Annotated in this window: 24 protein-coding genes; 19 read left to right on the top strand and 5 right to left on the bottom strand. The window is 46.8% G+C overall.

Features of this window, described 5'->3' with window-relative positions; all coding sequences use genetic code 11:
• The first annotated feature begins 1 nt into the window (after nt 1).
• From HMPREF0673_RS14945 to HMPREF0673_RS12645, 15 genes are all read left to right on the top strand, one after another.
• On the top strand, nt 2-673 hold the full coding sequence (locus tag HMPREF0673_RS14945) for a tetratricopeptide repeat protein (RefSeq protein ID WP_007903237.1): 672 nt from the start codon (nt 2-4) through the stop codon (nt 671-673).
• Nucleotides 674-698: 25 nt separating this feature from the next.
• Nucleotides 699-3308 carry a BatD family protein gene (locus HMPREF0673_RS12710; protein ID WP_007903236.1) on the top strand — a complete coding sequence of 870 codons (2610 nt, stop codon included), beginning with the start codon at nt 699-701 and terminating at the stop codon, nt 3306-3308.
• A gap of 16 nt (nt 3309-3324) precedes the next feature.
• Complete coding sequence (locus HMPREF0673_RS12705; RefSeq protein ID WP_007903235.1) at nt 3325-4020, top strand: phosphatase PAP2 family protein; 696 nt, start codon at nt 3325-3327, stop codon at nt 4018-4020.
• Nucleotides 4021-4410: 390 nt separating this feature from the next.
• Nucleotides 4411-5631: an S-adenosylmethionine:tRNA ribosyltransferase-isomerase gene (locus tag HMPREF0673_RS12700; protein ID WP_007903233.1), complete on the top strand. Its 1221-nt coding sequence runs from the start codon at nt 4411-4413 to the stop codon at nt 5629-5631.
• 100 nt (nt 5632-5731) lie between these two features.
• Nucleotides 5732-6934, top strand: coding sequence for a DUF2027 domain-containing protein (locus tag HMPREF0673_RS12695; RefSeq protein ID WP_007903232.1), 1203 nt, complete (start codon nt 5732-5734; stop codon nt 6932-6934).
• 92 nt (nt 6935-7026) lie between these two features.
• Complete coding sequence (locus HMPREF0673_RS12690) at nt 7027-8955, top strand: NAD(+) synthase (RefSeq protein WP_040597042.1); 1929 nt, start codon at nt 7027-7029, stop codon at nt 8953-8955.
• Between the two features lie 9 nt (nt 8956-8964).
• Nucleotides 8965-10887: a dipeptidyl-peptidase 3 family protein gene (locus HMPREF0673_RS12685; protein ID WP_007903230.1), complete on the top strand. Its 1923-nt coding sequence runs from the start codon at nt 8965-8967 to the stop codon at nt 10885-10887.
• Between the two features lie 20 nt (nt 10888-10907).
• A complete protein-coding gene (locus HMPREF0673_RS12680) occupies nt 10908-11522 on the top strand; it encodes a DNA alkylation repair protein (protein WP_007903229.1) in 615 nt (204 codons plus the stop codon).
• Between the two features lie 47 nt (nt 11523-11569).
• Nucleotides 11570-12067, top strand: coding sequence for a Fur family transcriptional regulator (locus tag HMPREF0673_RS12675; protein ID WP_007903228.1), 498 nt, complete (start codon nt 11570-11572; stop codon nt 12065-12067).
• Nucleotides 12060-13334 (top strand): adenylosuccinate synthase, encoded by a 1275-nt coding sequence (locus HMPREF0673_RS12670; RefSeq protein WP_007903227.1) that lies wholly within the window; start codon nt 12060-12062, stop codon nt 13332-13334. The genes HMPREF0673_RS12675 and HMPREF0673_RS12670 overlap by 8 nt, the downstream gene beginning before the upstream one ends.
• 81 nt (nt 13335-13415) lie before the next feature.
• On the top strand, nt 13416-14777 hold the full coding sequence (gene hisS / locus HMPREF0673_RS12665) for a histidine--tRNA ligase (RefSeq protein WP_007903226.1): 1362 nt from the start codon (nt 13416-13418) through the stop codon (nt 14775-14777).
• Nucleotides 14778-14835: 58 nt separating this feature from the next.
• Nucleotides 14836-15465, top strand: a complete 630-nt coding sequence (locus tag HMPREF0673_RS12660; protein ID WP_040597041.1) for a deoxynucleoside kinase — start codon at nt 14836-14838, stop codon at nt 15463-15465.
• A gap of 8 nt (nt 15466-15473) precedes the next feature.
• Nucleotides 15474-16088 carry a deoxynucleoside kinase gene (locus HMPREF0673_RS12655; protein ID WP_007903215.1) on the top strand — a complete coding sequence of 205 codons (615 nt, stop codon included), beginning with the start codon at nt 15474-15476 and terminating at the stop codon, nt 16086-16088.
• A 215-nt stretch (nt 16089-16303) separates the two neighbouring features.
• A complete protein-coding gene (locus HMPREF0673_RS12650) occupies nt 16304-16657 on the top strand; it encodes a CidA/LrgA family protein (protein WP_040597046.1) in 354 nt (117 codons plus the stop codon).
• 4 nt (nt 16658-16661) lie between these two features.
• Entirely contained in the window at nt 16662-17354 is a 693-nt protein-coding gene (locus HMPREF0673_RS12645; RefSeq protein WP_007903213.1) for an LrgB family protein, read from the top strand.
• 201 nt (nt 17355-17555) lie between these two features.
• On the opposite strand, the gene rlmH is transcribed toward HMPREF0673_RS12645, so the two are convergent.
• Entirely contained in the window at nt 17556-18026 is a 471-nt protein-coding gene (gene rlmH / locus HMPREF0673_RS12640) for a 23S rRNA (pseudouridine(1915)-N(3))-methyltransferase RlmH (protein ID WP_007903212.1), read from the bottom strand.
• On the bottom strand, nt 18016-18324 hold the full coding sequence (locus HMPREF0673_RS12635) for a DUF4491 family protein (protein ID WP_007903211.1): 309 nt from the start codon (nt 18322-18324) through the stop codon (nt 18016-18018). The genes rlmH and HMPREF0673_RS12635 overlap by 11 nt, the downstream gene beginning before the upstream one ends.
• Nucleotides 18325-18474: 150 nt before the next feature.
• Here HMPREF0673_RS12635 and infC point away from each other — a divergent pair, with 150 nt between their 5' ends.
• The 3 genes from infC to rplT all read left to right on the top strand — a co-directional run bounded on the left by infC (nt 18475) and on the right by rplT (nt 19831).
• Entirely contained in the window at nt 18475-19164 is a 690-nt protein-coding gene (infC, locus tag HMPREF0673_RS12630) for a translation initiation factor IF-3 (RefSeq protein WP_007903210.1), read from the top strand.
• 87 nt (nt 19165-19251) lie between these two features.
• Nucleotides 19252-19449 (top strand): 50S ribosomal protein L35, encoded by a 198-nt coding sequence (rpmI, locus tag HMPREF0673_RS12625; protein WP_022430121.1) that lies wholly within the window; start codon nt 19252-19254, stop codon nt 19447-19449.
• Nucleotides 19450-19486: 37 nt separating this feature from the next.
• Complete coding sequence (rplT, locus tag HMPREF0673_RS12620) at nt 19487-19831, top strand: 50S ribosomal protein L20 (RefSeq protein ID WP_007903208.1); 345 nt, start codon at nt 19487-19489, stop codon at nt 19829-19831.
• 115 nt (nt 19832-19946) lie between these two features.
• Here the strand turns inward: rplT and HMPREF0673_RS12615 are convergent, their stop codons facing one another.
• The 3 genes from HMPREF0673_RS12615 to ispE all read right to left on the bottom strand — a co-directional run bounded on the left by HMPREF0673_RS12615 (nt 19947) and on the right by ispE (nt 22564).
• Complete coding sequence (locus HMPREF0673_RS12615; protein WP_007903207.1) at nt 19947-20636, bottom strand: DnaJ domain-containing protein; 690 nt, start codon at nt 20634-20636, stop codon at nt 19947-19949.
• 99 nt (nt 20637-20735) lie between these two features.
• Nucleotides 20736-21632 carry an RluA family pseudouridine synthase gene (locus HMPREF0673_RS12610; protein WP_007903206.1) on the bottom strand — a complete coding sequence of 299 codons (897 nt, stop codon included), beginning with the start codon at nt 21630-21632 and terminating at the stop codon, nt 20736-20738.
• An 86-nt stretch (nt 21633-21718) separates the two neighbouring features.
• The gene (gene ispE / locus HMPREF0673_RS12605) at nt 21719-22564 is read right to left on the bottom strand and encodes a 4-(cytidine 5'-diphospho)-2-C-methyl-D-erythritol kinase (protein ID WP_007903205.1); all 846 of its coding nucleotides are present in this window, start codon (nt 22562-22564) and stop codon (nt 21719-21721) included.
• Nucleotides 22565-22762: 198 nt separating this feature from the next.
• Here ispE and HMPREF0673_RS12600 point away from each other — a divergent pair, with 198 nt between their 5' ends.
• Nucleotides 22763-24280 carry a DUF4301 family protein gene (locus tag HMPREF0673_RS12600; protein ID WP_007903204.1) on the top strand — a complete coding sequence of 506 codons (1518 nt, stop codon included), beginning with the start codon at nt 22763-22765 and terminating at the stop codon, nt 24278-24280.
• Nucleotides 24281-24317: the final 37 nt, after the last annotated feature.

Below are 24317 nucleotides of genomic sequence, written 5' to 3'. Positions count from 1 at the left end.
CATGAAGAAGTTTTTAGTTCTTTCAATCTTGATGATTCAGGCATTGGTAGGCTTTGCGCAGACCGACCGCCAGCACATACGCTACGGCAACCGTTGGTTCAAGCAGGACAACTATGTAAAGGCAGAGGCAGAATACCGCAAGGCAGTAGACAAGAATCCGTCCAATCCGCAAGCGCTCTACAACCTCGGTTGCGCATTGCTCATGCAGAAGAAAGACTCGGCAGCCATCCAACAGTTTGAGCATGCTGGCAAGATAGAGACCGCCCCGAAGCGTAAGGCTATGGCATACCACAACATCGGATGGATATGCCAGTCGTTGAAGATGTACGGCGAGGCTGCGGAGGCATACAAGGAGAGTCTGCGCAACAACCCGTCTGACAACGAGACCCGCTACAACCTTGCGCTCTGCATGCGCCAGCAGAAAAAGAACAAGCAGGACAAGGACAAGCAACAGCAAAAGAAGCAGCAGAACAAGGGCGAGAACAAGAGCAAGGAAAAGAAAGAACAAGACAAGAACCAAAAGCAACAGCAGCAGAAGCAGCAGGAAAAGATGAGCAAGGAGAACGCCGAGCAGATGCTTAACGCCGCCATGCAGCAGGAGCAGCAGACACAGCAACGCATAAAGGACGCCATGCGTCAGAACAGATCGCGCAAGTTGCAGAAAAACTGGTAGACCACATAAAAATACATCATTCAGAATGAATAAGAAGATAACCACACTATTACTGACATGTTTTGCGTATGTACTCTCGGTATGTGCGCAAAACATTTCTGTTTCTGCCCCCACACACGTTGCAACTGGTGAGAACTTCCGTGTGTCGTACACTATAGCTAATGTGTCGGTAGACGAGTTCCGTTCGGCTTCCATCCCTTCCGGTCTGGAAGTGATAGCTGGTCCGTACACATCGCAGCAGTCGAGCTATCAGATTGTGAACGGACATACCAGCCGCTCGTCGTCGATAACATATACCTACACGCTCTATGCGGAGAAAGCTGGCTCATACACCATAGGTGCAGCACACGCCAAGGCAGGCGGCAAGACAATCGCCTCGCGGCCATTCCGCATACAGGTGTCGGGCGCCACACGCAACAACGGTTCGTCGGCTCCCAATATGCACGATGACGCAGTTTCGCCTTCGCACAGTTCGGGTGGCAGAATATCTTCGGAAGACCTCTTCGTGAAGGTGACTGCCAACAAGAAACACGTACACGAGCAAGAGCCTATTTTGCTTACGTATAAGGTGTACACTCTCGTTGACCTTACTTCTCTTGATGGTAAGATGCCCGACTTGAAAGGCTTCCATACTCAGGAAATACCATTGCCACAGCAGAAGAGTTTTCACATTGAGAAGCTGAACGGCAGAAACTATCGTTGTGTAACGTGGAGCCAGTATGTTATGTATCCGCAGATGACGGGCAAGATGACGATACCGAGCCTTACGTTCAAGGGCGTTGTGGTTATGCAAAACCGCAATGTAGACCCGTTTGAGGCGTTCTTCAACGGCGGATCTGGATACATAGAAGTAAAGCGCAATATCGTAGCACCAGCTATTGATATACAGGTAGACCCACTGCCGCAGAAGCCAGCCGACTTCTCGGGTGGTGTAGGTCGCTTTTCAATATCTTCGCAGCTGTTGAATAACACAGTGAAGGCAGGCGCACCAGTTACATTGCGTGTAGTGGTAGGTGGCAACGGCAACCTGAAGCTCATCAAGCAGCCCGTGGTTACCTTCCCGAAGGACTTCGACAAGTACGACCCGAAGGTGACCGACAAGACAAAACTCACAACCAACGGATTGGAAGGCAATATGGTGTACGACTTCCTCGTTGTGCCTCGCAATCAGGGTAACTACACCATCCCTGCTGTGTCGCTTACTTATTACGACACATCGAGCAACATGTATAAGACAGTGAAAACTGCGCCGTTTACCATTAAGGTGGAGCCAGGCGACGGCAAGGGCACTTCTGTTACCGATTATTCGGCTGTTCAGCAGACTGATATTAAGCCGATAAAGCAGGGCGGTTATGATACAATTGACACCGAGAAACTATTCTTTGGTTCTACTTCATTCTTGTTATGGCTACTTCTGCCATTTGTTTTGTTTGTAGCTCTTGTGGCTATTTTCCACAAGAAGGCGGTAGAGAACGCTGATATCGTGGGTAAACGTGGTAAACGCGCCAACAAGGTGGCTACCAAGCGTCTTAAAACTGCCTATAAGTTGCTCACCGCTGGCAAGCAGAACGAGTTCTATGATGAGGTATTGCGTGCACTTTGGGGCTATGTAGGTGACAAACTGAACATGCCTGTAGAGCAACTCTCACGCGAAAATATAAGTGAGCAACTTGCTGCACACAATATTAATGCAGAGATAATAGAAAAGTTCATCTCTGCTCTTGATGAGTGTGAGTACGAACGTTATGCCCCAGGTAGTGCCGAGGGCAATATGACTAAGACATACGATAGTGCAATGATAGCTATTACGGAGATTGATGGTGTCTTGCGTGACAAGATGGTGAAGAGAAACAGTGGTGATACGGTGAGAATAATCTTGCTGTTTGTGGTTTTGTGTTTTAGTGGCTTTGTAAATGCTTCTGTAGACACCGCAAAGTCTCAACAGGGCGATAGCAGTGAAACTGCCGCAGCTGCTTATGCAAAGGGCGATTATCAGCAAGCTGCAGAGTGCTATACCAAACTGCTGAAGGTAGGGGAGAGCGCAGAACTCTATTATAACCTCGGCAACTGTGAGTATCGTTTGGGTAATATCACACAGTCGATAATTGCCTACGAACGTGCTTTGCGCCTTAATCCAGGCGATAGCGATACTCGTTACAATCTTCAGTTTCTTCGTGGTAAGACCATCGACAAAGTAGTGCCTGTTGATGAGATGTTCTTCGTTACGTGGTATCACTCGCTGCAGAATCTTATGAGCATTGATGCTTGGGCTATCCTCGCTGTTTCAGCCTTTGTGCTTGCTCTCATTCTGATATTGGCATATCTCTTCGGCAGTAATATTCTTCTGCGTAAGATTGGTTTCTTCGGAGCACTTGTCGGACTTCTGATTTTTGTGTTAGGACTCCTATTCGCTTATCAGCGCAAGGTTGCCCTTTCAGAACATAACATCGCCATAGTTCTCACGCCAACGCTCAATGTAAAGGCAACGCCTGCGGAGAGTAGTTCAGATGCCTTCGTTATCCATGAGGGCACACGTCTCACCATTACCGATAGTTCGATGAATGCCTGGTATGGTGTACGCCTTGATGACGGCAAAGAAGGCTGGTTGCCAAAGAACTCAGTAGAAGTAATTTGATAAAAACTCAGCGAAAATGAATATGGATACCCTCTTACAGGCCGACACCGACCTCCTTCTCGCACTCAATGGCAGCAGTTCGCAGTTTGTTGACGGACTGATGATAGCTCTTACTTCGGGCTTCACTTGGATACCTATGTACGTTGCCTTGCTGTATCTTGTGGTAAAGAACCGCGAGACGATGGGACAAATCGTACTCGTTGTGGCATGTGCTGCGCTCTGCGTTTTGCTTGCTGATGGTATTGCTGACGGCATTGTTAAGCCCAGTGTAGAACGCTTTCGTCCTTGTAATGACCCTTCGCTATGTAATCTTGTGCAGCTTGTTGATGGATATTGCGCCAATGGTAAGTATGGTTTTTTCTCAGCACATGCAGCCAACACTTTCTCTATTGCAGTGTTCTTCTGCTTACTTGTGCGCAGTAGCATATTGAGTATTTCCCTTCTTGTGTGGTCGCTCGTCTGCTGTTACACACGTATGTATCTTGGTGTTCATTATCCGCTTGATATCGCTGTTGGATTATTATGGGGTGGCACGGTAGGATGTGTTGTCTATTTTGTTTATTATAAGTTCAGAGAGAAACTCTCTCAGTCGAAACGCTTCGTATCTACACAGTACACATCAAGTGGTTTTAGCCACTCTGATGTTGATATTGTTATGCTTGTGATAGTTCTCACATTAATCTACGCTGTTCTACGTGGAGTGCTGCATTAAAATCAATTGTCTTTTGGTCTTCGCATTGTAGGCCAATATGATTATATAAATAGAGCGAAATCAATGCAAAAGTCATTCTTCTCCGAACGCAGTCCGATCCGTTCGCGTTCGCAATCCGATTGGGCTGCGTTCGCAATCTGATCGGACTGCGTTCGGAGAACGATGACAAAAGTTTAGTTTTAAATACCCCTTTGTAGCAGTTGTATGCAATAATAGAGCATGATGCGCATTCGTATAAGTTCTGTTATGTCGACAATGTTGTGCATTATGCGTGTATGAATTTTGCAAAAATATTGTGCTATAGGATATGTATGTCAGAATTTATAATTAACTTTGTGGGATTTAGATAGTATTGCCTTATTTTTAGGGCTGTAGACAAAGAAAACGATTATGGAGACAAAACACATACATATCAAGGATTATAATTATGCGTTGCCGGACGAGCGTATTGCTAAGTTCCCGTTGGCGCAGCGCGATCATAGCAAACTATTATTGTATAAGCACGGTGAAGTGTCGGAAGACACGTTCTGCAACATAGCTAATCATCTGCCCGAGGGTGCTCTGATGGTTTTCAACAATACCCGTGTTATTCAGGCGCGTATGCACTTCCGCAAGGCTACTGGAGCACTGATAGAGGTATTCCTGCTTGAGCCGTATGCTCCGGCTGACTACGAGCAGATGTTCCAGACGCGAGGCGAATGCGAATGGCTGTGCATGATTGGCAATCTGAAGAAGTGGAAGGGTGAGGTGCTTCAGCGCACATTCGATGTGAACAGCGAGTCGGTGACGCTCAAGGCCGAGCGTCTTGAGGACGTGGGCAAGAGCTACAGAGTGCGCTTCACTTGGGACAACGCTGAGGTGTCGCTTGCAGAGTTGTTGGACGCTGTGGGCGAGCTACCTATTCCGCCGTACTTGAACCGCGAGACGCAGGAGAGCGACAAGATGACATATCAGACAGTTTACTCGAAGGTGAAGGGTTCTGTGGCAGCTCCAACGGCAGGTCTGCATTTCACACCAGAGGTATTGGCGGCAATCGACCGTCGAGGCATCGACCGCGAGGAACTGACACTGCACGTTGGTGCTGGTACGTTCAAACCAGTGAAGTCGGAGGAAATTCAGGACCACGAGATGCATACCGAGTATGTGTGTGTGCATAGAGAGACGCTCGAGAAACTGATAAAGCATGGAGCGAAGGCGATTGCTGTGGGCACGACAAGTGTGCGCACGCTGGAGAGCCTCTACTATATGGGCGTGAAGCTGGAGCAGAACATGGACCTCTCGGAGGAAGAGCTGCACGTGAATCAGTGGGAACCGTACGAGAATGAGGCTGCGAAGGGCGTGACACCGATGAAGGCTTTGGAGAATATCGTGGCTTATTTGGACAAGCACGGATTGAGTGCTCTGCACTCGAGCACGCAGATCATCATTGCGCCGGGCTATGAGTATAAAATCGTGAAGATGTTGGTGACGAACTTCCATCAGCCACAGAGCACGCTTCTGCTGTTGGTGAGTGCGTTCCTGCATGGCGACTGGCATAAGGTGTATGACTATGCGCTGGCGCACGATTTCAGATTCTTGAGCTATGGCGACAGTTCGTTGCTGATACCTTAGTTAAAAGGAAAAGAGTAAAAAAGTAAAAGTAGGAGGTATGGGCATCCTGCTCATGCCACGCACCCTATGAAGATGTCTAAAAGTAAAGAAGTAAAGTAAAATGAAAATAGGAGACAAAGTACAATTCCTTAGTGATATCGGCGGCGGACGCATTGCCGGTTTTCAAGGTAAAGATATAGCGTTGGTGGAGGACGAGGACGGTTTCCAGATTCCGACACCTATATCAGACCTCGTAGTGATGAGCAGTAGCGACGACTACTCGATATCGAAGTCAATACAGAAGAAGAGTGGGGCAGAGGAGCCGACGGCAGCCGACCCCGATACGTTCAACATGTCGGTGAAGGCGAAGATAAACCAGATGGACGAGGACGTGCTGGAAGACGAAGACGAGTATGACGCAGCGGACAGAGAAATCACGTACAAGGCGAAGGTGGAAGAGCGCAAGGGCGGCAACGTGCTGAACGTTTACTGTGCGTTCGTGCCAGAAGATGTGCAAAACTTCTCTAAGACCAGTTTCGCCTGCTACCTTGTGAACGATAGCAACTACTACGTTCACTATCTGTATATGAGCGTAGAGGGAGGTTCGTACAAGTTGCGTGGCGAAGGAGAATTGGAGCCGAACATGAAGATGTACGTGGAGAGTTTCGCTCTTGAAGACCTGAACGAGATAGACCGCGTGCGCTTCCAGCTGCTTTCGTTCAAGCGTGACAAGGAGTTTGTGGCTAAGCCGGTTTGCGACGTGCAGTTCCGCATCGACAAGGTGAAGTTCTACAAATTGCATACCTTCCAGAAGAACGATTTCTTTGAGACTCCGGCGTTGCTGTACCCCGTTGTTAAGAACGACGGTGTTGCACAGCTGAAGCCAGTTGATGCCGAAAAGCTGATATACGTAGACGAGGAGAAGGACGAGAAGAAGCTCGAGAACAAAGGAGGCGAGGCGATGAAGAACGCTATGGAGAAGTTGAAGAACAGCAGTCTGAACACTTCTGCGTCGCATCGTAACAACCGCGCTAATGGCGACGATATTCTGGTGGTAGACCTTCATGCCGACGAATTGTTGGAGACTACGGTAGGCATGGGCTCGGCAGATATCCTCAACTACCAACTCGACTACTTCCGCCGTACGCTCGAGGAGAACAAGCATAACAAGGGCAAGCGTATCGTATTCATACACGGTAAGGGCGAGGGCGTGTTGCGCCATGCTATCGTGAACGAACTGAGATACAGATATAAGAACTACAGATACCAAGATGCTTCGTTCCAAGAGTATGGATATGGAGCAACGCAGGTAATGATACGATAAAAGTAAAAGAGTAAAAAGTAGGAGGTATGGGCATCTTGCCCATACCACGCAGCCACAAAACTTTTGAAAGTAAAAGAGAAAAAAGGGCTTTTATGAATTACGGATATATAACTGTTGCTTCGGCGATACCTCAAGTAAGGGTTGCCGATGTAGACTACAACGTAGAGCAGATAGAACGCTTTGTTGTAGACGCAGATAAGCGCGGTGTGGAGATCTTGGTATTCCCCGAACTGTCGGTTACGGGTTACTCGTGTCAGGATCTCTTTGCACAACAGGCTTTACTTGATCGTGTGGAAAAGAAGATTGCCGACCTGCTTGAGGCTACAGAGCGCTGTGATGTGATAAGCGTTGTTGGCGCGCCGGTATGCATTGGCGGCGGCGTGTACAACTGCGCCGTGGTATGTCAGCACGGCAAGGTGCTGGGTATTGTGCCGAAGCGCTTTCTGCCCAACTACGGCGAGTTCTACGAGAAGCGATGGTTTGCCTCGTCAGACGACCTTACAGAATCTGTTGTGATTGGCTACGCCGGCAGTTGGGTGAGCGTGAGTGGCGAAGAAACGTTGTTCAAGACGGCACGCGGCGTGAAGTTCGGCATAGAACTTTGTGAGGACGTATGGTCGCCATTGCCCCCGTCGAACAACCTCGTGCTGTCGGGAGCCGACATCATATTTAACCTCTCGGCATCCGATGGTCTCATCGGCAAGAACGCCTACCTTAAGAGCCTGCTTGCGCAGCAGAGTGCCCGACTGATATGCGGCTACGTATATAGCTCGTGCGGCTTCGGCGAGAGTACGCAAGACGTGGTTTATGGCGGCAATGCGTTCGTCTACGAGAATGGTACCCTGGTGGCAGAGTCGAAACGCTTCTCGTTGGAAGAACAGCTCGTGGTGAGCCAGATAGACGTGGACAAGCTTCGTACAGAGCGCAGAAGAAACACTTCGTTCGTACATGCCCAGCGTGGACATAAAGCCAGAGTGTTCGATGCAGACGAAACAGACGAAAGAAGATTCGAACTGTTTCGCTATGTCGACCCACATCCGTTTATACCGGAGAACGACGATATGTACGCTTCGTGCGACGAGATATTCAGCATTCAGGTGTGTGGCTTAGCAAAGCGCCTGGTACACACTCATTGCAAGTGTGCCGTGATTGGCATCAGTGGCGGTCTTGACTCTACACTCGCCCTGCTTGTCTGCGTTAAGACCTTCGACAAACTGGGTTACGACCGCAAGGGCATTGTGGGTGTTACGATGCCAGGCTTCGGAACAACAGATCGTACATACAACAACGCCATGACGCTTATGAAGGGTTTGGGCATCACTGTACGTGAGATAAGCATACGCAAGAGCGTGATGCAGCACTTCGAGGATATCGGTCACGATATAAACGTACACGACGTGACATACGAGAACGGACAAGCACGCGAACGCACGCAGATACTCATGGATCTCAGCAACGAGTTGGGCGGCATGGTTATCGGTACGGGCGACTTGAGCGAGCTGGCACTCGGATGGGCAACATACAACGGTGACCACATGTCGATGTATGGTGTGAACGTAAGCATACCGAAGACCCTCATACGTTATCTCGTGAGCCATGTGGCAGAGAACAGCGTAGACGAGCAGTCAAGAGCAACCTTGCTCGACATCATTGACACGCCTATCTCGCCTGAGCTGATTCCAGCCGATGAACATGGCAACATAAAGCAGAAGACAGAAGACCTCGTAGGTCCGTACGAGCTGCACGACTTCTTCATCTACCACTTCATGCGCTTCGGTTTCAGTCCGGCAAAGATATACATGCTTGCACGCCATGCGTTCAGCAAAGACCTCTATTCTGACGAAGTGATAAAGCATTGGCTGAAGACATTCGTAAGAAGATTCTTCAACCAGCAGTTCAAGCGCTCGTGTCTGCCCGACGGTCCGAAGGTAGGCAGCGTGAGCCTTAGCCCGCGTGGCGACTGGCGTATGCCTACCGACGCATCAAGTGCGTTATGGCTGGCAGAATGTGAAAACCTCTAAACGTAAACAATGACAGAACAATTCAGATATACCGACGAGCGGTTTGCCGACATACAGATGCTGCGCTATCGTCTCGATGGTTTTGAGGCACTGACCCTGCGTCAGAAGCTATACATATACTACTTGGCTAAGGCAACGCTCTGCGGTCGTGACATAACTACCGACCAGTTCGGACGTTATAATCTGCGCATACGCAAAGTGCTTGAGACCATATACAAACGCTATGAAGGCGACCGCACGACCGAAGAGTACAAAGCATTGGAGACATATCTCAAGCGAGTGTGGTTCTCGAACGGCATACACCACCATTACGGCTGCGAGAAGTTTGTACCAGCTTTTACTGAGGAATACTTCAGACAGGTTGTGGATTGTTGCGGTTGCGAAGACGAGAATATCGATGAGCTTTGCAAGGTGATATTTGACCCGATGGTTCTGCCAAAGCGCGTGAACCAGAAGGCCGGTGACGACCTCGTGCAGACATCTGCATGCAACTACTACGATGGAGTGACGCAGCAGGAAGCGGAACGCTTCTACGACGCCATGCGCGACGAGAACGACCCGATGCCGATTTCGTATGGGCTTAATTCCACGCTCCGAAAGACTGCCGACGGTACGCTGAAAGAAGACGTTTGGCACGAAGGCGGACTCTACGGCGAGGCAATAAAGCACATCACGTACTGGCTGGAGAAGGCATCGGAAGTGGCTGAGAACGAACTTCAGACGAAGATAATCGGTATGCTCGTAGACTACTACCGAACAGGCGACCTCAGTAAGTTTGATGCCTATTCGATAGAATGGTTGAAAGAGCACGAAGGACGCATCGACTTCATCAACGGCTTTATTGAAGTGTATGGCGACCCGCTTGGTATGAAGGCATCGTGGGAAGGCATCGTGACGTACAAAGACCTGGTGGCAACTCAGCGCACGCAGACAATCAGCAAGAATGCGCAATGGTTTGAAGACCACTCGCCTGTAGACCCACGTTTTCGCAAGTCGCAGGTAGTAGGTGTGACGGCAAACGTGGTGTGCTCGGCTATGCTTGGTGGTGACGAATATCCGTCAACGGCGATAGGCATCAATCTGCCCAATGCCGACTGGATAAGAGCACAATACGGATCGAAGAGCATAACGATAGGCAATCTGACACACGCATACAATCAGGCGGCGAAGGGCAATGGATTTCTGCAAGAGTTCGTGGCTGACGAAGCGACACGCGCCATGATTGAGAAATATGGTGACGTGTGCGACGACCTGCATACCGACCTGCACGAATGTCTCGGACACGGATCGGGACAACTGCTCGCAGGAGTGTCGGCAGACGCACTCGGTTCGTACGGTAGCACAATAGAGGAAGCACGTGCCGATTTGTTCGGCTTGTACTACATAGCCGACGCAAAGCTCGTCGAACTTGGGCTTGTGCCAGATGCAGAAGCATACAAGTCGCAGTACTACACATACATGATGAACGGTCTGCTTACTCAGCTCACACGCATTCAGCCGGGAAACGAAATAGAAGAAGCGCATATGCGCAACAGAGCACTCATTGCCCGCTGGACGCTGAAGCACTATCCATCGGCAGTAAGACTCGTGAAGCACGATGAGAAGACCTACGTGGAGGTGAGCGATTACGAGATGTTGCGCGAGGCGTTTGCTAAGTTGCTCGCAGAGATACAGCGCATAAAGAGCGAAGGTGACTTCGAGGCGGCAAAGCAACTCGTAGAGCATTACGCAATACACGTGGAGCCGAAGCTGCACGAAGAACTTCTGGTACGTTACAAGTCGCTCGGCATAGCACCGTACAAGGGCTTCCTGAACCCGAAGATGGAGATTGTGAGCGACAGCAAAGGCAACGCTACAGATGTGCGCCTCGACTATATGGAGGCTTATGACGAACAGATGCTGCGCTACTCAAACGAGTATGGCTTTCTGTAGATATATAATAATGTGAGAATATGGAAACAACCGAACAGGTAAAACAGATAAAGCGTTCTTTCCGTCTGTATATGAACGGCATAACGTCGACATCAATGCGACAGAAAGGACTCGACTATAAGATAAATTGGGGAGTGTCGCAGATGGACCTGCGACACATGGCTGAACAGTATGGCAAGGACAAGGCTCTTGCTGCGGCTCTGTGGCAGGAGAACATACGCGAGTGCAAGATACTGGCAACACTTATAATGCCCGCAGACGACTTCACGGCAAGTGAGGCTATGGAATGGGCTGCTACTTTGTTGACAGTAGAGATGGCAGAGATGGTGGTATTCAACCTCTTCCAACACATGAATGAGGCAGAAAAACTCTCACTTATGTTATTCGAAAACGACGATAAGTTAGTGCGCATATGTGCGTACAATCTTGTATGCCGTCTTTTGAAACGCAATAATGAATGTGCGTCGCAATTATATGCTACGTTGTTCGAAAAAGCAGCTATTGACCTTAAAAGTGCCGACCGTCAACTGCTTCATCCACTTGTCAACAGTCTCGATTATGTTTCGTCAACTGATAGAGAACAGGCTAAAGAGGCTGTACAATTGTTGAAAGCGGCTGGATTTGACGCTTTTTAGTGTTTCTTTTTGGTCACTTTCGCAAAATAATGTAACTTTGCATACTGATGAAAAATGATAAAAAGGTAGCAGCACGCGCCGCACTGACCAAATACATAGAAGAGAACAATTGTAGAAAGACTACAGAGCGTTTTGCGCTCCTTGATGCTATGTACGATATCGATGGACTTTTCACTATTGAAGAGCTTGCAGAGCGAATGGCGGTGCAGAACTTCCACGTCAGTAGAGCAACGCTGTACAACTCGCTCAATCTGTTTGTGAAGTTATGTCTTGTTGTAAAGCATCGCTTTCAAACAGAGACAAAGTACGAAGCGTGTTGCGATACTTCCAATCATTGCTATCAGACGTGCACCATTTGTGGCAAGGTGACAGAGATTGATTTGCCAGAAATAGGCAAGGTGCTTGACAGTGTGCGCTTGAAGCGTTTTCGCAGAGAGTACTACTCTTTGTATTTCTATGGTGTATGTCAAACGTGTCAGGCTCGCAGTAAACGTAAGAAGAACTTAAAAGGAACGAAGAAATCAAATATTGATAAAAATGAATAAAGGTAAAGTTGATGTCCTGCTCGGATTGCAGTGGGGCGATGAAGGCAAGGGTAAGGTAGTAGACGTACTGACCCCTAAGTATGATATTATCGCACGTTTCCAGGGTGGTCCAAACGCTGGTCATACCCTTGAGTTTGAAGGTCAGAAGTATGTCCTCCGTAGCATCCCGTCAGGCATCTTTCAGGGTGGTAAGGTGAACATAATTGGCAACGGCGTTGTTCTTGCCCCCGACCTTTTTATGAATGAGGCAAAGGACTTGGAGAAGAGTGGTCACGATTTGAAGGGTCGTTTGCATATCTCTAAGAAAGCTCACCTTATCATGCCAACACACCGCGTACTCGATGCTGCTATCGAAGCTTCAAAGGGTAAGAACAAGGTAGGCACAACAGGTAAGGGTATCGGTCCGACTTATACGGATAAAGTTTCGCGCAGTGGTCTGCGTGTGGGTGATATTCTCGACAACTTCCAGGAGAAGTATGAGGCGCATAAAGCTGCTCATCTCAAACAGATTGCAGCACTCGGTTACACCGACTTCGACATTACAGAGGTTGAGAAGGTATGGATGGAAGGCGTTGAATATCTTAAGCAGTTCCAGATTGTGGATAGCGAGCACGAGATAAACAAGATTTTGCGTTCGGGTAAGGATATTCTTTGCGAGGGTGCTCAGGGCACAATGCTCGATGTTGACTTTGGTTCTTATCCGTTTGTTACTTCTTCTAATACCATCTGCGCAGGTGCTTGCATCGGCTTGGGCATTGGTCCGAACCGCATTGGCAATGTATATGGTATAATGAAGGCTTACTGTACACGTGTTGGTGCAGGTCCGTTCCCAACAGAACTCTTCGACGAGACAGGTGCAAAGATACGCGACCTCGGACATGAGTATGGTGCTGTTACCGGTCGTGAGCGTCGTTGCGGTTGGTGTGACCTCGTTCAGCTGAAGTATTCTATCATGATTAACGGCGTAACAGAACTCATTATGATGAAGAGCGACGTTCTTGATGGTTTCCCCGTAGTGAAGGCTTGCGTGGCATACGAGCTTCCTGACGGCACACAGACCACCGATTTGCCTTACGAACTCTACGATGCTAAGCCCGTGTACAAGGAGTTTAAGGGTTGGAATACGGATATGACAAAGTTTACATCTGAGGATCAGTTCCCACAGGAGTTCAACGATTACGTTAAGTTCATTGAGGAGTATCTTGAAACTCCTATCCGTATCATCTCTATCGGTCCGGACCGCGCACAGACAATTGTAAGAAAATAAATAACAGAACTAAAGAAGTTAAAGTGATAATCTTTGCTTTAACTTCTTTAGCTTTTTTAAATTCCATAACTTAAAATATTAATGGCAAAACCAAGTATACCAAAGGGTACACGCGACTTCTCGCCAGTTGAGATGGCAAAGCGCAACTATATATTCGACACAATTCGTAGCGTTTATGCTCTTTATGGCTTTCAGCAGATAGAGACTCCAGCAATGGAGACATTGCAGACTCTTATGGGCAAGTATGGTGAAGAGGGTGATAAACTTCTCTTCAAGGTTCTTAATTCGGGCGACTGTCTCGCGAAGATTGATGACGAGGAGCTGCTCGGTCGCAACTCGCTGCATCTTGCTTCGAAACTTTGTGAGAAAGGATTGCGCTACGACCTTACTGTGCCGTTTGCGCGTTACGTCGTTCAGCACCGCGAAGATATCCAGCTTCCGTTTAAGCGCTATCAGATTCAGCCTGTATGGCGTGCCGATCGTCCGCAGAAGGGTCGCTATCGCGAGTTCTATCAGTGCGATGCCGATGTCGTAGGTTCCGACTCGTTACTCAACGAGGTAGAGCTGATGCAGATTGTAGACACCGTGTTTACAAAATTCGGCATCCGTGTAGCTATCAAGATTAACAATCGTAAGATTCTTACTGGTATTGCCGAGGTGATAGGCGAGGCAGAAAAGATAGTTGACATTACTGTGGCTATCGACAAACTCGACAAGATTGGCATCGACAATGTGAATGAGGAGCTTCGTCGTGTAGGCATCTCTGAGGAAGCCATCGAGAAACTGCAGCCGATTATCGCCCTTGTCGGTACCAACGATGAGAAACTTGCTACTATTGCAGAGGTCTTAGCTGGTTCTGAAGTTGGTTTGAAGGGTGTTGAGGAAACACGTTTTATCCTCGACACGCTGAAGACTTGTGGTTTGCACAACCAGATAGACCTCGACCTTACACTTGCACGCGGTCTGAACTACTATACTGGTGCTATTTTTGAGGTGAAGGCTCTCGACTATGCTATTGGTTCAATCACAGGTGGCGGTCGCTACGACAATCTTACAGGCATCTTTGGATTGCCAGGACTTAGTGGTGTAGGCATATCGTTCGGAGCAGACCGTATCTATGATGTGCTCGGTGGTCTCGACCTCTATCCAAAGGAAGCCGTGAACGGAACGCAGCTTCTCTTCATCAACTTCGGTGAGAAGGAGAGTGCATATTGTTTGCCTGTTCTGCGCCAGTGTCGCGAGGCTGGTATCCGCACAGAGATTTATCCGGATAGCGTAAAGATGAAGAAGCAGATGGCATATGCTAATGCAAAGCAAGTGCCGTTTGTGGCTCTTGCTGGTGAGTCGGAGATTGCTGAGTGCAAACTCACATTGAAAAATATGACCACTGGTGAGCAGACTCTCGTAACACCTGAGGAACTGATTACTACAGTGAAGGCGTAATACGAGTATACCTCTTTGCACTACTTAAATAATTTACTAAAACTTTAGATTTCAACAAGTGTATATAGGAATAGCAGGAAATATTGGTTCTGGTAAGACAACACTGACAGAAATGCTTGCAAAGCATTACCAATGGGAACCGCGGTATGAGTCTGTAGTGAACAATCCATATATGGACGATTACTACAAAGACCTGCAGCGATGGTCGTTTGCTATGGAGGTGTTTTTCCTGAAGGAACGCTTTAAGGATGTTCTCGAATTCTCACAATCGACGAACATTGTTATTCAAGATCGCACGCTTCAAGAAGGAGTATTTGTGTTCACGGCTAACAACTACTTGCAAGGCAATATGTCCGACCGCGACTTTGAGACATATATGGAACTCTATGAGATTATGGTGGAGAAGGTGAAACTGCCAAACCTTATGATATATCTTCGAGCTTCAGTTCCTCATCTTGTGGAGAATATCCAGAAGCGGGGACGTGAGTGTGAGCAGAAGGTTCCCATCGAGTATCTGCAGGGACTCAACGATCGCTACGACGACTTTATCCTTAACAAGTACAAAGGGAAAGTCCTCGTTGTCGATGTCGACAAACTCGACTATAAAACACGCCCGGAAGATTTCCAATTCATTACAGATAAGATTGACACAGTCTTTCCTTTCTCTCTTACCAATTCTAAAAAATAGGAACAACGATGCACATAGCAGTAGCCGGAAACATCGGCAGTGGCAAGACCACACTGACCAAGATGTTGGCAAAAAGATACAACTGGTCACCCCGTTTCGAGCCCGTAGAACATAATCCCTACCTCGACGATTTCTATCGTGATATGTCGCGGTGGTCGTTCAATCTGCAGATATACTTTCTCAACAAACGCTTTAAAGAGGTGGTCGAGATAAACCAAAGTGATAAGGATATAATACAGGACCGCACCATTTTCGAAGATGCTTGTATCTTTGCACCGAACCTTCATGGACAAGGATACATGTCCGACCGCGACTTCAACAACTATTCAGACCTCTTCGATACAATGATGACCCTCGTTAAACTTCCCGATCTCATGATTTACATCCGTTCTACGGTGCCTAATCTCATCAATCAGATTGGTAAGCGTGGACGTGAATGCGAGCAGACAATCCGCATCGATTACCTTACAGGATTGAACGAGCGCTACGAGCAATGGATTAAAGGATACAAAGGTAAACTCATCATTGTTGATGGCGACACCATGAAGTTCGAGTCGGATACAGAAGCCTTCCGCAGCATTACAGACAAGATTGATGCAATGCTCTTCGGACTTTTTAAATAGTCTTATACATTAGTGTCCCGATTTTAACGGGACACTAATGATTATAAATATAAACCTATAGTATTAGTTCCGTTAGCTATAAAACAGGAACAAGGGCAAAAAAGTTACTTTTGCCAGAGAAAACAGCCGCTTTTGTTGTGTCATGTTATTAAAAAATCTTAACTTTGCAGTCGATTTAGAATAACATTTAGGTTTAAAGGTTTTCAGGTATTATGATGATTAGACAGTTGGCAATCCTTTTCGGTTGCCTTGCCTTGGGTGAGCTTGTCATCTATCTCACCCACATTCCGCTTCCGTCAAGTATTCTCGGAATGTTGCTTTTGACTTTGCTTTTGAAGTTGAAGGTGATACGACTTGAGTGGGTGCGCAGTATTTCAGACTTCCTCGTTGGTAATATCGGTTTCTTCTTCGTTCCGCCAGGAGTTGCCATCATGCTCTATTTTGATATTATCAAGGCGCAGCTTCTGCCAATAGTTGTGTCTACGGTGGTGTCAACCATACTTGTGTTGGCTGTTACGGGTTGGGTACATCAGTTTTACGGTAAAGCAAAAGACAAATTGAAAGGATAGGGATATGGAATATTTTTCAAACGAGTTTTTTCTCATAGCACTCACGTTTGGCACATATTTTTTTGGTAAGCTATTGCGTCGTTGGACAGGTTGGGTGGTGATGAACCCTATACTCGTGTCGATATGCTGTCTTATAGTGTTTCTGAAGGTAACGGGCGTGAGTTATGAAACGTACAATCAGAGTGGAAAAATGATTGAATTCTGGCTGCGTCCGGCCGTTGTGGCACTCGGCGTGCCTCTCTATATGCAGCTCTCTACGATAAAGAAGCAGCTCACGCCGATACTTCTTTGCGAGTTTATCGGATGCGTAGTAGGTATCGTGTCTGTAGTGTACATCGCTAAAGCGATGGGAGCGTCGCGCGAAGTGATACTCTCGCTTGCATCGAAATCGGTAACTACGCCGATTGCAATGGAGGTGACAAAGAGTATAGGTGGTATTCCTCCGCTTACGGCAGCTGTAGTGGTCTGTGTTGGTTTGATGTGTGCCGTGTGTGGCTATCGCACGATGGGTTTTGCGCGTGTGAAATCGCCCGTAGCACAAGGCTTATCTATGGGAACGGCAGCTCATGCTGTGGGCACGGCTACAGCGATGGAGAAGAGTCCAGTACACGGAGCATACGCCAGTCTCGGACTGACGCTTAATGGCATCCTTACATCGTTGCTCACGCCGTCTATAATCCCATTGCTGGGCGTGTAGACCGCCTGCGAATTATAAAAGTAGAAAGTATAAAATGTAAGAAGGGCGTGTCAAAAGCCAATAATCATAGGCTGCGAGCATCTGCATCGACCGTTACGAGCATCCGCATCGGCCGTTACGAGCATCCGCGTCGACCGTTACGTATGATGCTCAAGGTCATTTAGGCACACTCTTCTTGTTCTTTTGTCTGTTGCTGTCGGGTTATTCGTGATGGTAGCTCTCGCCCTTTATGATAGTGCAGGCGCGATATAGTTGCTCGGTGAATATCAGTCGCACCATTTGATGAGAGAATGTCATTCGTGAGAGTGAAATCATTTCGTCCGAACGTTTGTACACGGCATCGGAAAAACCATACGGTCCGCCGATGACGAAGATAAGTCGGCGGGCTGTCTGCTGCTTCTTCTGAAGCCATGCACCAATCTCCATACTTGTGCGCTCAGTTCCGTGCTCGTCGAGCAAAACAACCGTGTCAGACGGCTGTATGAGTCGCAGGATCTGTTCGCCTTCAGCCTGTTTCTGCTGGTCCTCGCTGAGGTTCTTCGTGTTCTTAAGGGCAGGGATGGTGGTTATGTTGAAAGGCATGTAGTGCGAGATGCGCTCCGTGTAGTCCTTAATGCCGTTTATGTAGAGTTTGTCGTTGGTCTTGCCGACAAGTATCAGCTCAGTCTTCATACTCCTCCTTTCTCTTGGGGTTCATAGGAAACCAGCCCTTCTTCACGCGTTGCTTCTGCTCGAACAACTCGCCTATGCTCCACAGGCAAGAAGCTCCGAGCACGCCAAGAATCGAAGAAGCTATGACATTAGCCATAAGCATGGAACCTACTATGAATGCGATGCCTGCAAGGAGGAAAATCCACCAAAGGCGGACACCGAAATAGTATTCTACTTTAATGACAATGGGGTGGAACAGTCCGATAACCAAGAACGTGCTGATAGCTATCGAAAGTCCCGTAAAATGTACATTCTCCATATTTTTATACGTGTTTTGATGCAAAATTATAAAAATTATTGAAGATGTGCGTGTTGTATGACAAAAAAGCGCCAAAAATATTTTGCAGGTCGGCTAAAAATAGGTAACTTTGCACCCGCTTAAAAGAATTAGCTTATCAAAAATAGTTTAATGAAGAATGACAAAATGAAAAACCAGTACCGCGTGAATGAGCAAATTCGCGTTCGGGAAGTACGTGTAGTAAGTGAAGGTGGTTCAACCGTTATGGCAACTCGCAGTGCTCTTGAAATGGCACGCGAACAAGGCGTAGATCTCGTGGAGATTTCTCCTAACGCACAACCTCCTGTTTGTCGACTCATTGACTATAGCAAGTTCCTCTATCAGCAGAAGAAACATGCGAAAGAGATGAAAGCTAAGCAGGCTAAGGTTGAAATCAAGGAGATCCGTTTCGGACCGCAGACTGATGAACACGACTACAACTTTAAGTTGAAGCACGCACAGGAGTTCCTTTCAGAAGGTAATAAGGTTCGTGCTTACGTTTTCTTCCGCGGTCGTTCAATCCTCTTTAAGGAGCAGGGTGAGGTGCTTTTGTTGCGCTTTGCTAACGATCTTGAGGAATATGCAAAGGTTGAACAGCTTCCGAAGCTCGATGGAAAGAAGATGTTCCTTTATCTCGCACCAAAGAAAGCTGGTGTTGTAAAAAAGAGTCAGCAAAAGATGGATCGCGAGAAGCGTGAGGCTGAAGCTCGCTCTGCAAAGGAAACGGAGAACGGAGTAGAGGAGATGCCGACAAACGGTGGACTTCTTGCTAACGCTAAAGTAAGTGCAGAGGCTCTCAAAGCTCTCACAGGCGAGGAATAAGCAAACAGAGACAACATGATAAATGTGCGTAACGCCTTGGTATATGCGTTGCCACATATAATAAATAACAATTTAAAATTAACAAAAATGCCAAAAGTAAAGACTAACTCCGGTGCAAAGAAGAGATTCCGCTTTACCGGTACAGGTAAGATTAAGCGTCATCACGCTTATCACAGTCACATTCTGACTAAGAAGACAAAGAAGCAGAAGAGAAATCTGGTTCATCAGACAATCGTAGACAACAGCAACCTTAAGCAGGTTCGTGATTTGCTCTGCCTCCGTTAATTTTATTAGTCAAAACATTTAAAGGAAAGAAAAAACTATGCCAAGATCAGTCAATCATGTTGCTTCAAAAGCAAAGAGAACAAGAATCCTGAAGCTCACCAAGGGTTACTATGGTGCAAGAAAGAATGTTTGGACAGTAGCGAAGAACACTTGGGAAAAGGGTCTCACATACGCATACCGCGATCGTCGTAACAAGAAGCGCACATTCCGTGCATTGTGGATTCAGCGTATCAACGCTGCTGCTCGTCTTGAGAATATGAGCTACTCTACACTTATGGGTGCTCTTCACAAGGCTGGTATCGAGATTAATCGCAAGGTACTCGCTGACCTCGCTGTTAACAACCCAGAGGCTTTCAAGGCTATCGTAGAGAAGGTAAAGTAAATCGAAACCTCATAGGTAAGATTTAATTATCTCAAAATATAATAAGGGTGACAATGTTTCGCACATTGTCACCCTTATTGCTTTTTCTTCATTTATGAAGAATGGGTTTCTGTATCTAACTTTGTTGCATTTCTTTAAGCAGCTGTTTTTGTCGTTCGCTGAGGTTTGTGGGCAGCTTCACATTGTATGTGATGATGAGGTCACCCATAGTGCCGTCGCCTCGGTCGTATCCCTTTCCACGCAAGCGAACCTTCGTACCATTTTGTGTTTCTGGCTTTACTTTCAGTTTTATCTTTGAACCATTACCAAGTTGTATAATAACCTCGCCGCCGAGTAGGGCTGTGTATAGATCGATATTCACGTTGGCGTTCATCTCGCCCGTATTCTGTCGTGCCGAGCTGCGTGTGCGGCTATGTGTGCGACCTGCTTTTGCGCCGAACAAGTCTTGGAAGAAGCTTGAGAAGCCTCCTCCGCCTTCGCCGAAACTTGAGAAGTCGAAGCCCTCGAATGGCGAACCGCCACCGTTGCTGCTCCAATACTGCTGACCGCCAGCTCCGCCTTGTTGTGCATAAGCGTCGGCTTCGCGCCAGCGTTCGCCATATTGGTCGTACTTTTTGCGCTTTTCAGGGTCAGAAATAACGTCATACGCCTCGTTTAGCGCTTGGAACTTTGCCTTTGCTTTCGGGTCGTTAGGGTGCAGATCCGGATGGAACAGCTTAGCTCTTTTGCGGTAAGCTTCGCGCACTTGGTCTTGTGGAATGTTGCGGTCTACGCCAAGTATTTTGTAATAATCAATAAATGCCATAGTCTTTACCTCCAATTGTATATGTGTTTGTTGTTATTGTTCATAAGTCAATATGCAAAATCTGTGCCTAATTTATTAGGCACAGATTTACTCATATGATTAGAACAAACTTCTGAATATGGTTGGGATAGGGGTAGAGAACTCCATTGGTTCGCCAGTCACCGGATGTGTGAAGCAGAGCATGTATGCATGTAGGCATAAGCGGTGCAATGGGTCGTCTCCGTTGCCATATTTCACATCTCCACAAACAGGATGCCCCATGTCGGCAGAATGTACACGTATCTGATTCTTGCGACCAGTCTCGAGCTTATACTCTACGAGTGAGTGTTCGGTAGTACGATTGAGTACCTGGAAATGTGTGACAGCATATTTGCCACCATTGTCAGTTGGTGACGAATAGGTTATGTATGCCTTGTTGTCCTTCAGCCAGTTGGCAATGGTACCATTCTCTTGCTCCATCTCGCCACTTACAACAGCTACATAACGGCGGTCGTAAACAATTTGGTGCCAGTTGTGCTCCAATATCTGTTCTGTATCAATGTCCTTAGCGTAGACCATAAGTCCGCTTGTGTCGCGGTCGAGTCGGTGAACAACGTGAGCGCGGCACTTCTGGCGCGACTTGAGGAAGTAGTCGTCGAGAACAGACTTCACATTGAGCGAAGAATGGCCTGCTGCCATCGACAGGATGCCGATATTCTTCTCTACAACTACGAGCCATCTGTCTTCGTATACAATCTTAACGTAGCGACTCTTGAACTGGTTCTGCTTCTTGTGGCGACTGATTGTAATCTTGTCGCCTGCCTTAAGCTGGTAGTCGAACTGAGTTACCATTCTTCCGTTCACGGCAATGCCACGACCTTGCAGCGTTGCCTTCAGCTTGGAGCGGCTCTCGCTCACGTTATTGATGAGATATTCGAGCAGGGGAGCGTTCTCCTTCACGTTGATAACGAGATTGTCGCCACCTTGTGTCTTGTATGTCTTGTTTGTATTGCGCATTTATTTTGAATTTATATAGTTTCTATTCCGTTTGTATGTCAGCTACAAATATATGTATAGACTTGAATTACTGCGTTCTGCAATCATTAAATGTCAAGGACAAAGACCTTGCAGTCGGGGAATTGCTTATCGAATACCGATTTGTCTACCTTTTCCTTGAATATGCCGAAGAGACTGCTGCCGCTTCCGCTCATCTGTGCGTATGCCGCTCCCATGTTATACAGAGTCTTTTTGATGTTTGCCAGTTCGGGATGGTTGGGGAATATGCTGTCTTCGAAGTCATTTGTCAGTCGGTTGCGCCATGTTTCAATCGGTTGTGCAACTATTTCTCTACATGAAATGCTTGGCTTGTGAGGGCGTATGTGAGCAAATGCCTCTTTTGTTGATATTGCCAATGATGGTTTTACTACAACTATATAATAGCCTTTAAGGTTGTTTTCTGCAATATTAACCGGTAATAAAATCTCGCCAATTCCCTCAGCGTATGCAGGTTCTGCTGTGATGAAGAAAGCACAATCTGCTCCCAATTTGGCAGCGTATTTTTCCATATCCTCTCTGCCGAGTTTTAGCTTGTACATGTCGTTCAAGATTTTTATCATGAACGCAGCATCGCTCGAACCTCCACCAAGTCCAGCTTCTGTTGGAATGTGTTTATATAGATGTGCATGAACTCGTGGTAGATCGAAATCGGTTGCAAGAAGGTTGTATGCTCTTGTTATGAGATTGTCTTCCTCGTTGCAACATACACCGTTACCAGTCACTTTCAAATCACAATTAAGTGTTGACGGAAACGCTTTGTTCATATCCTGTACCTCCAAAGCATCGCAGAGTGGGATAGGGAAGAATACGGTTTCGAGGTTGTGGTAACCATCAGGGCGTTTCTCAGTGATATTGAGTCCGAGATTTATTTTTGCACAAGGAAAATTAATCATAATTTATAATTTAAATTGCATTATTCAATACCTTTATATATAGGTTCTATCATTGTTGAGACATTAACACTACAAAATTATAAATAATAATCCTAAATCATAAAATATTACGTGTTTTTTTCCCTCGTTTGAGAAAAAGTCCTTACATTTGTATGCGTTAAAACAAAGCTTGATTTTAATTCTAAAAACTACGATATTATGTTTTCTAACCAAGATTTAAATCAGATAGCACAGCGGGGTAATACACCTGAAGCTATCAAACATCAACTCACAGAGATAAAGGAGGGATTTCCGTTTTTGAAGATAGAAGCAGCTGCAGCTGTTGGTAATGGTATATTATCGCTTGATTCTGCACAAGTAGAGAAGTTCGTTAACGAATGGGCTACTTATCTTAGTGATCAGCACACCATTGTGAAGTTCGTACCAGCGAGTGGTGCTGCGAGCCGAATGTTCAAGAATCTCTTTGCGTTCCTTTCTGCTGACTATGATGAGCCGACAACAGATTTTGAGAAATACTTCTTTGAAAATATAAAGAAGTTTGCTTTCAAGAAGGCTCTTTGTGCTAAATGTAAGGAGAACGAAGGCGAGTGTGTTTGTGATCTTATCAAGCATGACAAGTATAAGGCTGTTGTTGCCAACCTGCTTGAGGCAAAGGGTTTGAACTATGGTCAGTTGCCAAAAGGCTTGTTGTTGTTCCATCAGTATGAGGATGGTCCGCGTACCCCAATGGAAGAGCATCTCGTGGAAGCAGCACTTTATGCTTGTTCTGACGGTAAGGCAAACATTCATTTCACAGTTTCGCACGACCATCTTGAACTCTTCAAGAAGAAAGTTGAGGAGAGTCTTCCTTATATGGAAAAGAAGTTCAATGTGCAGTTTAATGTGAGCTTCTCTGAGCAGAAACCAAGTACTGATACTATCGCAGCAAATCCGGATAACACGCCTTTCCGCAACGAAGACGGCACATTGCTGTTCCGTCCAGGCGGTCATGGCGCACTCATTGAGAACCTCAACGAGATTGAGGCTGACGTTGTATTCATCAAGAATATCGACAACGTTGTGCCGGATAGAATCAAGGACGAGACTGTTTTGTACAAGAAGCTTATTGCTGGCGTTCTTGTTGACACACAGAAGAAGGTGTTCGAATATCTGCGCGAACTCGAGGCTGGCGTGCCTTCTCGCGAGAAACTTGGAGAGATGTTGCGTTTCGTTGAGACAACATTGTGCTGTAAGAAGGCTGGCGCTGCAGAACTAACAGATGCCGAATTGGCTGAATACCTCAAGATAAAGTTTAATAGACCTATTCGCGTTTGTGGTGTAGTTAAGAATGTTGGTGAGCCAGGTGGCGGCCCGTTCCTCTGCTATAATAGTGACGGTACTGTTAGTCCACAGATTCTTGAGTCGAGTCAGATTGATACGAAAAATGAGGAGTATGTACGTATGTTCAAAGAAGGCACTCACTTCAATCCTGTTGATCTTGTTTGTGCAACAAAGGACTATAAGGGCAATCGTTTCAATCTGCCAGAGTACGTTGACAAGAAGACTGGTTTTATTTCTTCGAAGAGCAAGAATGGCAAGGAGTTGAAGGCTCTCGAACTTCCAGGTCTTTGGAATGGTGCGATGAGCGATTGGAGCACCATCTTTGTAGAAGTGCCAATCGGAACATTTAATCCAGTGAAGACCGTTAACGATTTACTGCGTGAGCAGCATCAATAATCAATGTGTCACGATCGATGCGTATGTGCGTATCGGT

The organism is Leyella stercorea DSM 18206 (genome assembly GCF_000235885.1).
Taxonomy (GTDB): domain Bacteria; phylum Bacteroidota; class Bacteroidia; order Bacteroidales; family Bacteroidaceae; genus Prevotella; species Prevotella stercorea.
The sequence above is the reverse complement of the archived record's forward strand: the minus strand, read 5'-3'. Positions and strand labels throughout refer to the sequence as shown.

Excerpts from the sequence above, each read along its gene's own strand:
- HMPREF0673_RS12645 (WP_007903213.1), top strand. The coding sequence starts at position 16,662 with ATGGAATATTTTTCAAACGAGTTTTTTCTCATAGCACTCACGTTTGGC.
- rpmI (WP_022430121.1), top strand. The coding sequence starts at position 19,252 with ATGCCAAAAGTAAAGACTAACTCCGGTGCAAAGAAGAGATTCCGCTTT.
- ispE (WP_007903205.1), bottom strand. The coding sequence starts at position 22,564 with ATGATTAATTTTCCTTGTGCAAAAATAAATCTCGGACTCAATATCACT.
- HMPREF0673_RS12695 (WP_007903232.1), top strand. The coding sequence starts at position 5,732 with ATGAAAATAGGAGACAAAGTACAATTCCTTAGTGATATCGGCGGCGGA.
- HMPREF0673_RS12710 (WP_007903236.1), top strand. The coding sequence starts at position 699 with ATGAATAAGAAGATAACCACACTATTACTGACATGTTTTGCGTATGTA.
- HMPREF0673_RS12680 (WP_007903229.1), top strand. The coding sequence starts at position 10,908 with ATGGAAACAACCGAACAGGTAAAACAGATAAAGCGTTCTTTCCGTCTG.
- HMPREF0673_RS12655 (WP_007903215.1), top strand. The coding sequence starts at position 15,474 with ATGCACATAGCAGTAGCCGGAAACATCGGCAGTGGCAAGACCACACTG.
- HMPREF0673_RS12700 (WP_007903233.1), top strand. The coding sequence starts at position 4,411 with ATGGAGACAAAACACATACATATCAAGGATTATAATTATGCGTTGCCG.
- infC (WP_007903210.1), top strand. The coding sequence starts at position 18,475 with ATGAAGAATGACAAAATGAAAAACCAGTACCGCGTGAATGAGCAAATT.
- rlmH (WP_007903212.1), bottom strand. The coding sequence starts at position 18,026 with ATGAAGACTGAGCTGATACTTGTCGGCAAGACCAACGACAAACTCTAC.
- HMPREF0673_RS12610 (WP_007903206.1), bottom strand. The coding sequence starts at position 21,632 with ATGCGCAATACAAACAAGACATACAAGACACAAGGTGGCGACAATCTC.
- HMPREF0673_RS12690 (WP_040597042.1), top strand. The coding sequence starts at position 7,027 with ATGAATTACGGATATATAACTGTTGCTTCGGCGATACCTCAAGTAAGG.
- rplT (WP_007903208.1), top strand. The coding sequence starts at position 19,487 with ATGCCAAGATCAGTCAATCATGTTGCTTCAAAAGCAAAGAGAACAAGA.
- HMPREF0673_RS14945 (WP_007903237.1), top strand. The coding sequence starts at position 2 with ATGAAGAAGTTTTTAGTTCTTTCAATCTTGATGATTCAGGCATTGGTA.
- HMPREF0673_RS12705 (WP_007903235.1), top strand. The coding sequence starts at position 3,325 with ATGAATATGGATACCCTCTTACAGGCCGACACCGACCTCCTTCTCGCA.
- HMPREF0673_RS12675 (WP_007903228.1), top strand. The coding sequence starts at position 11,570 with ATGAAAAATGATAAAAAGGTAGCAGCACGCGCCGCACTGACCAAATAC.
- HMPREF0673_RS12670 (WP_007903227.1), top strand. The coding sequence starts at position 12,060 with ATGAATAAAGGTAAAGTTGATGTCCTGCTCGGATTGCAGTGGGGCGAT.
- HMPREF0673_RS12685 (WP_007903230.1), top strand. The coding sequence starts at position 8,965 with ATGACAGAACAATTCAGATATACCGACGAGCGGTTTGCCGACATACAG.
- hisS (WP_007903226.1), top strand. The coding sequence starts at position 13,416 with ATGGCAAAACCAAGTATACCAAAGGGTACACGCGACTTCTCGCCAGTT.
- HMPREF0673_RS12600 (WP_007903204.1), top strand. The coding sequence starts at position 22,763 with ATGTTTTCTAACCAAGATTTAAATCAGATAGCACAGCGGGGTAATACA.
- HMPREF0673_RS12615 (WP_007903207.1), bottom strand. The coding sequence starts at position 20,636 with ATGGCATTTATTGATTATTACAAAATACTTGGCGTAGACCGCAACATT.
- HMPREF0673_RS12650 (WP_040597046.1), top strand. The coding sequence starts at position 16,304 with ATGATTAGACAGTTGGCAATCCTTTTCGGTTGCCTTGCCTTGGGTGAG.
- HMPREF0673_RS12635 (WP_007903211.1), bottom strand. The coding sequence starts at position 18,324 with ATGGAGAATGTACATTTTACGGGACTTTCGATAGCTATCAGCACGTTC.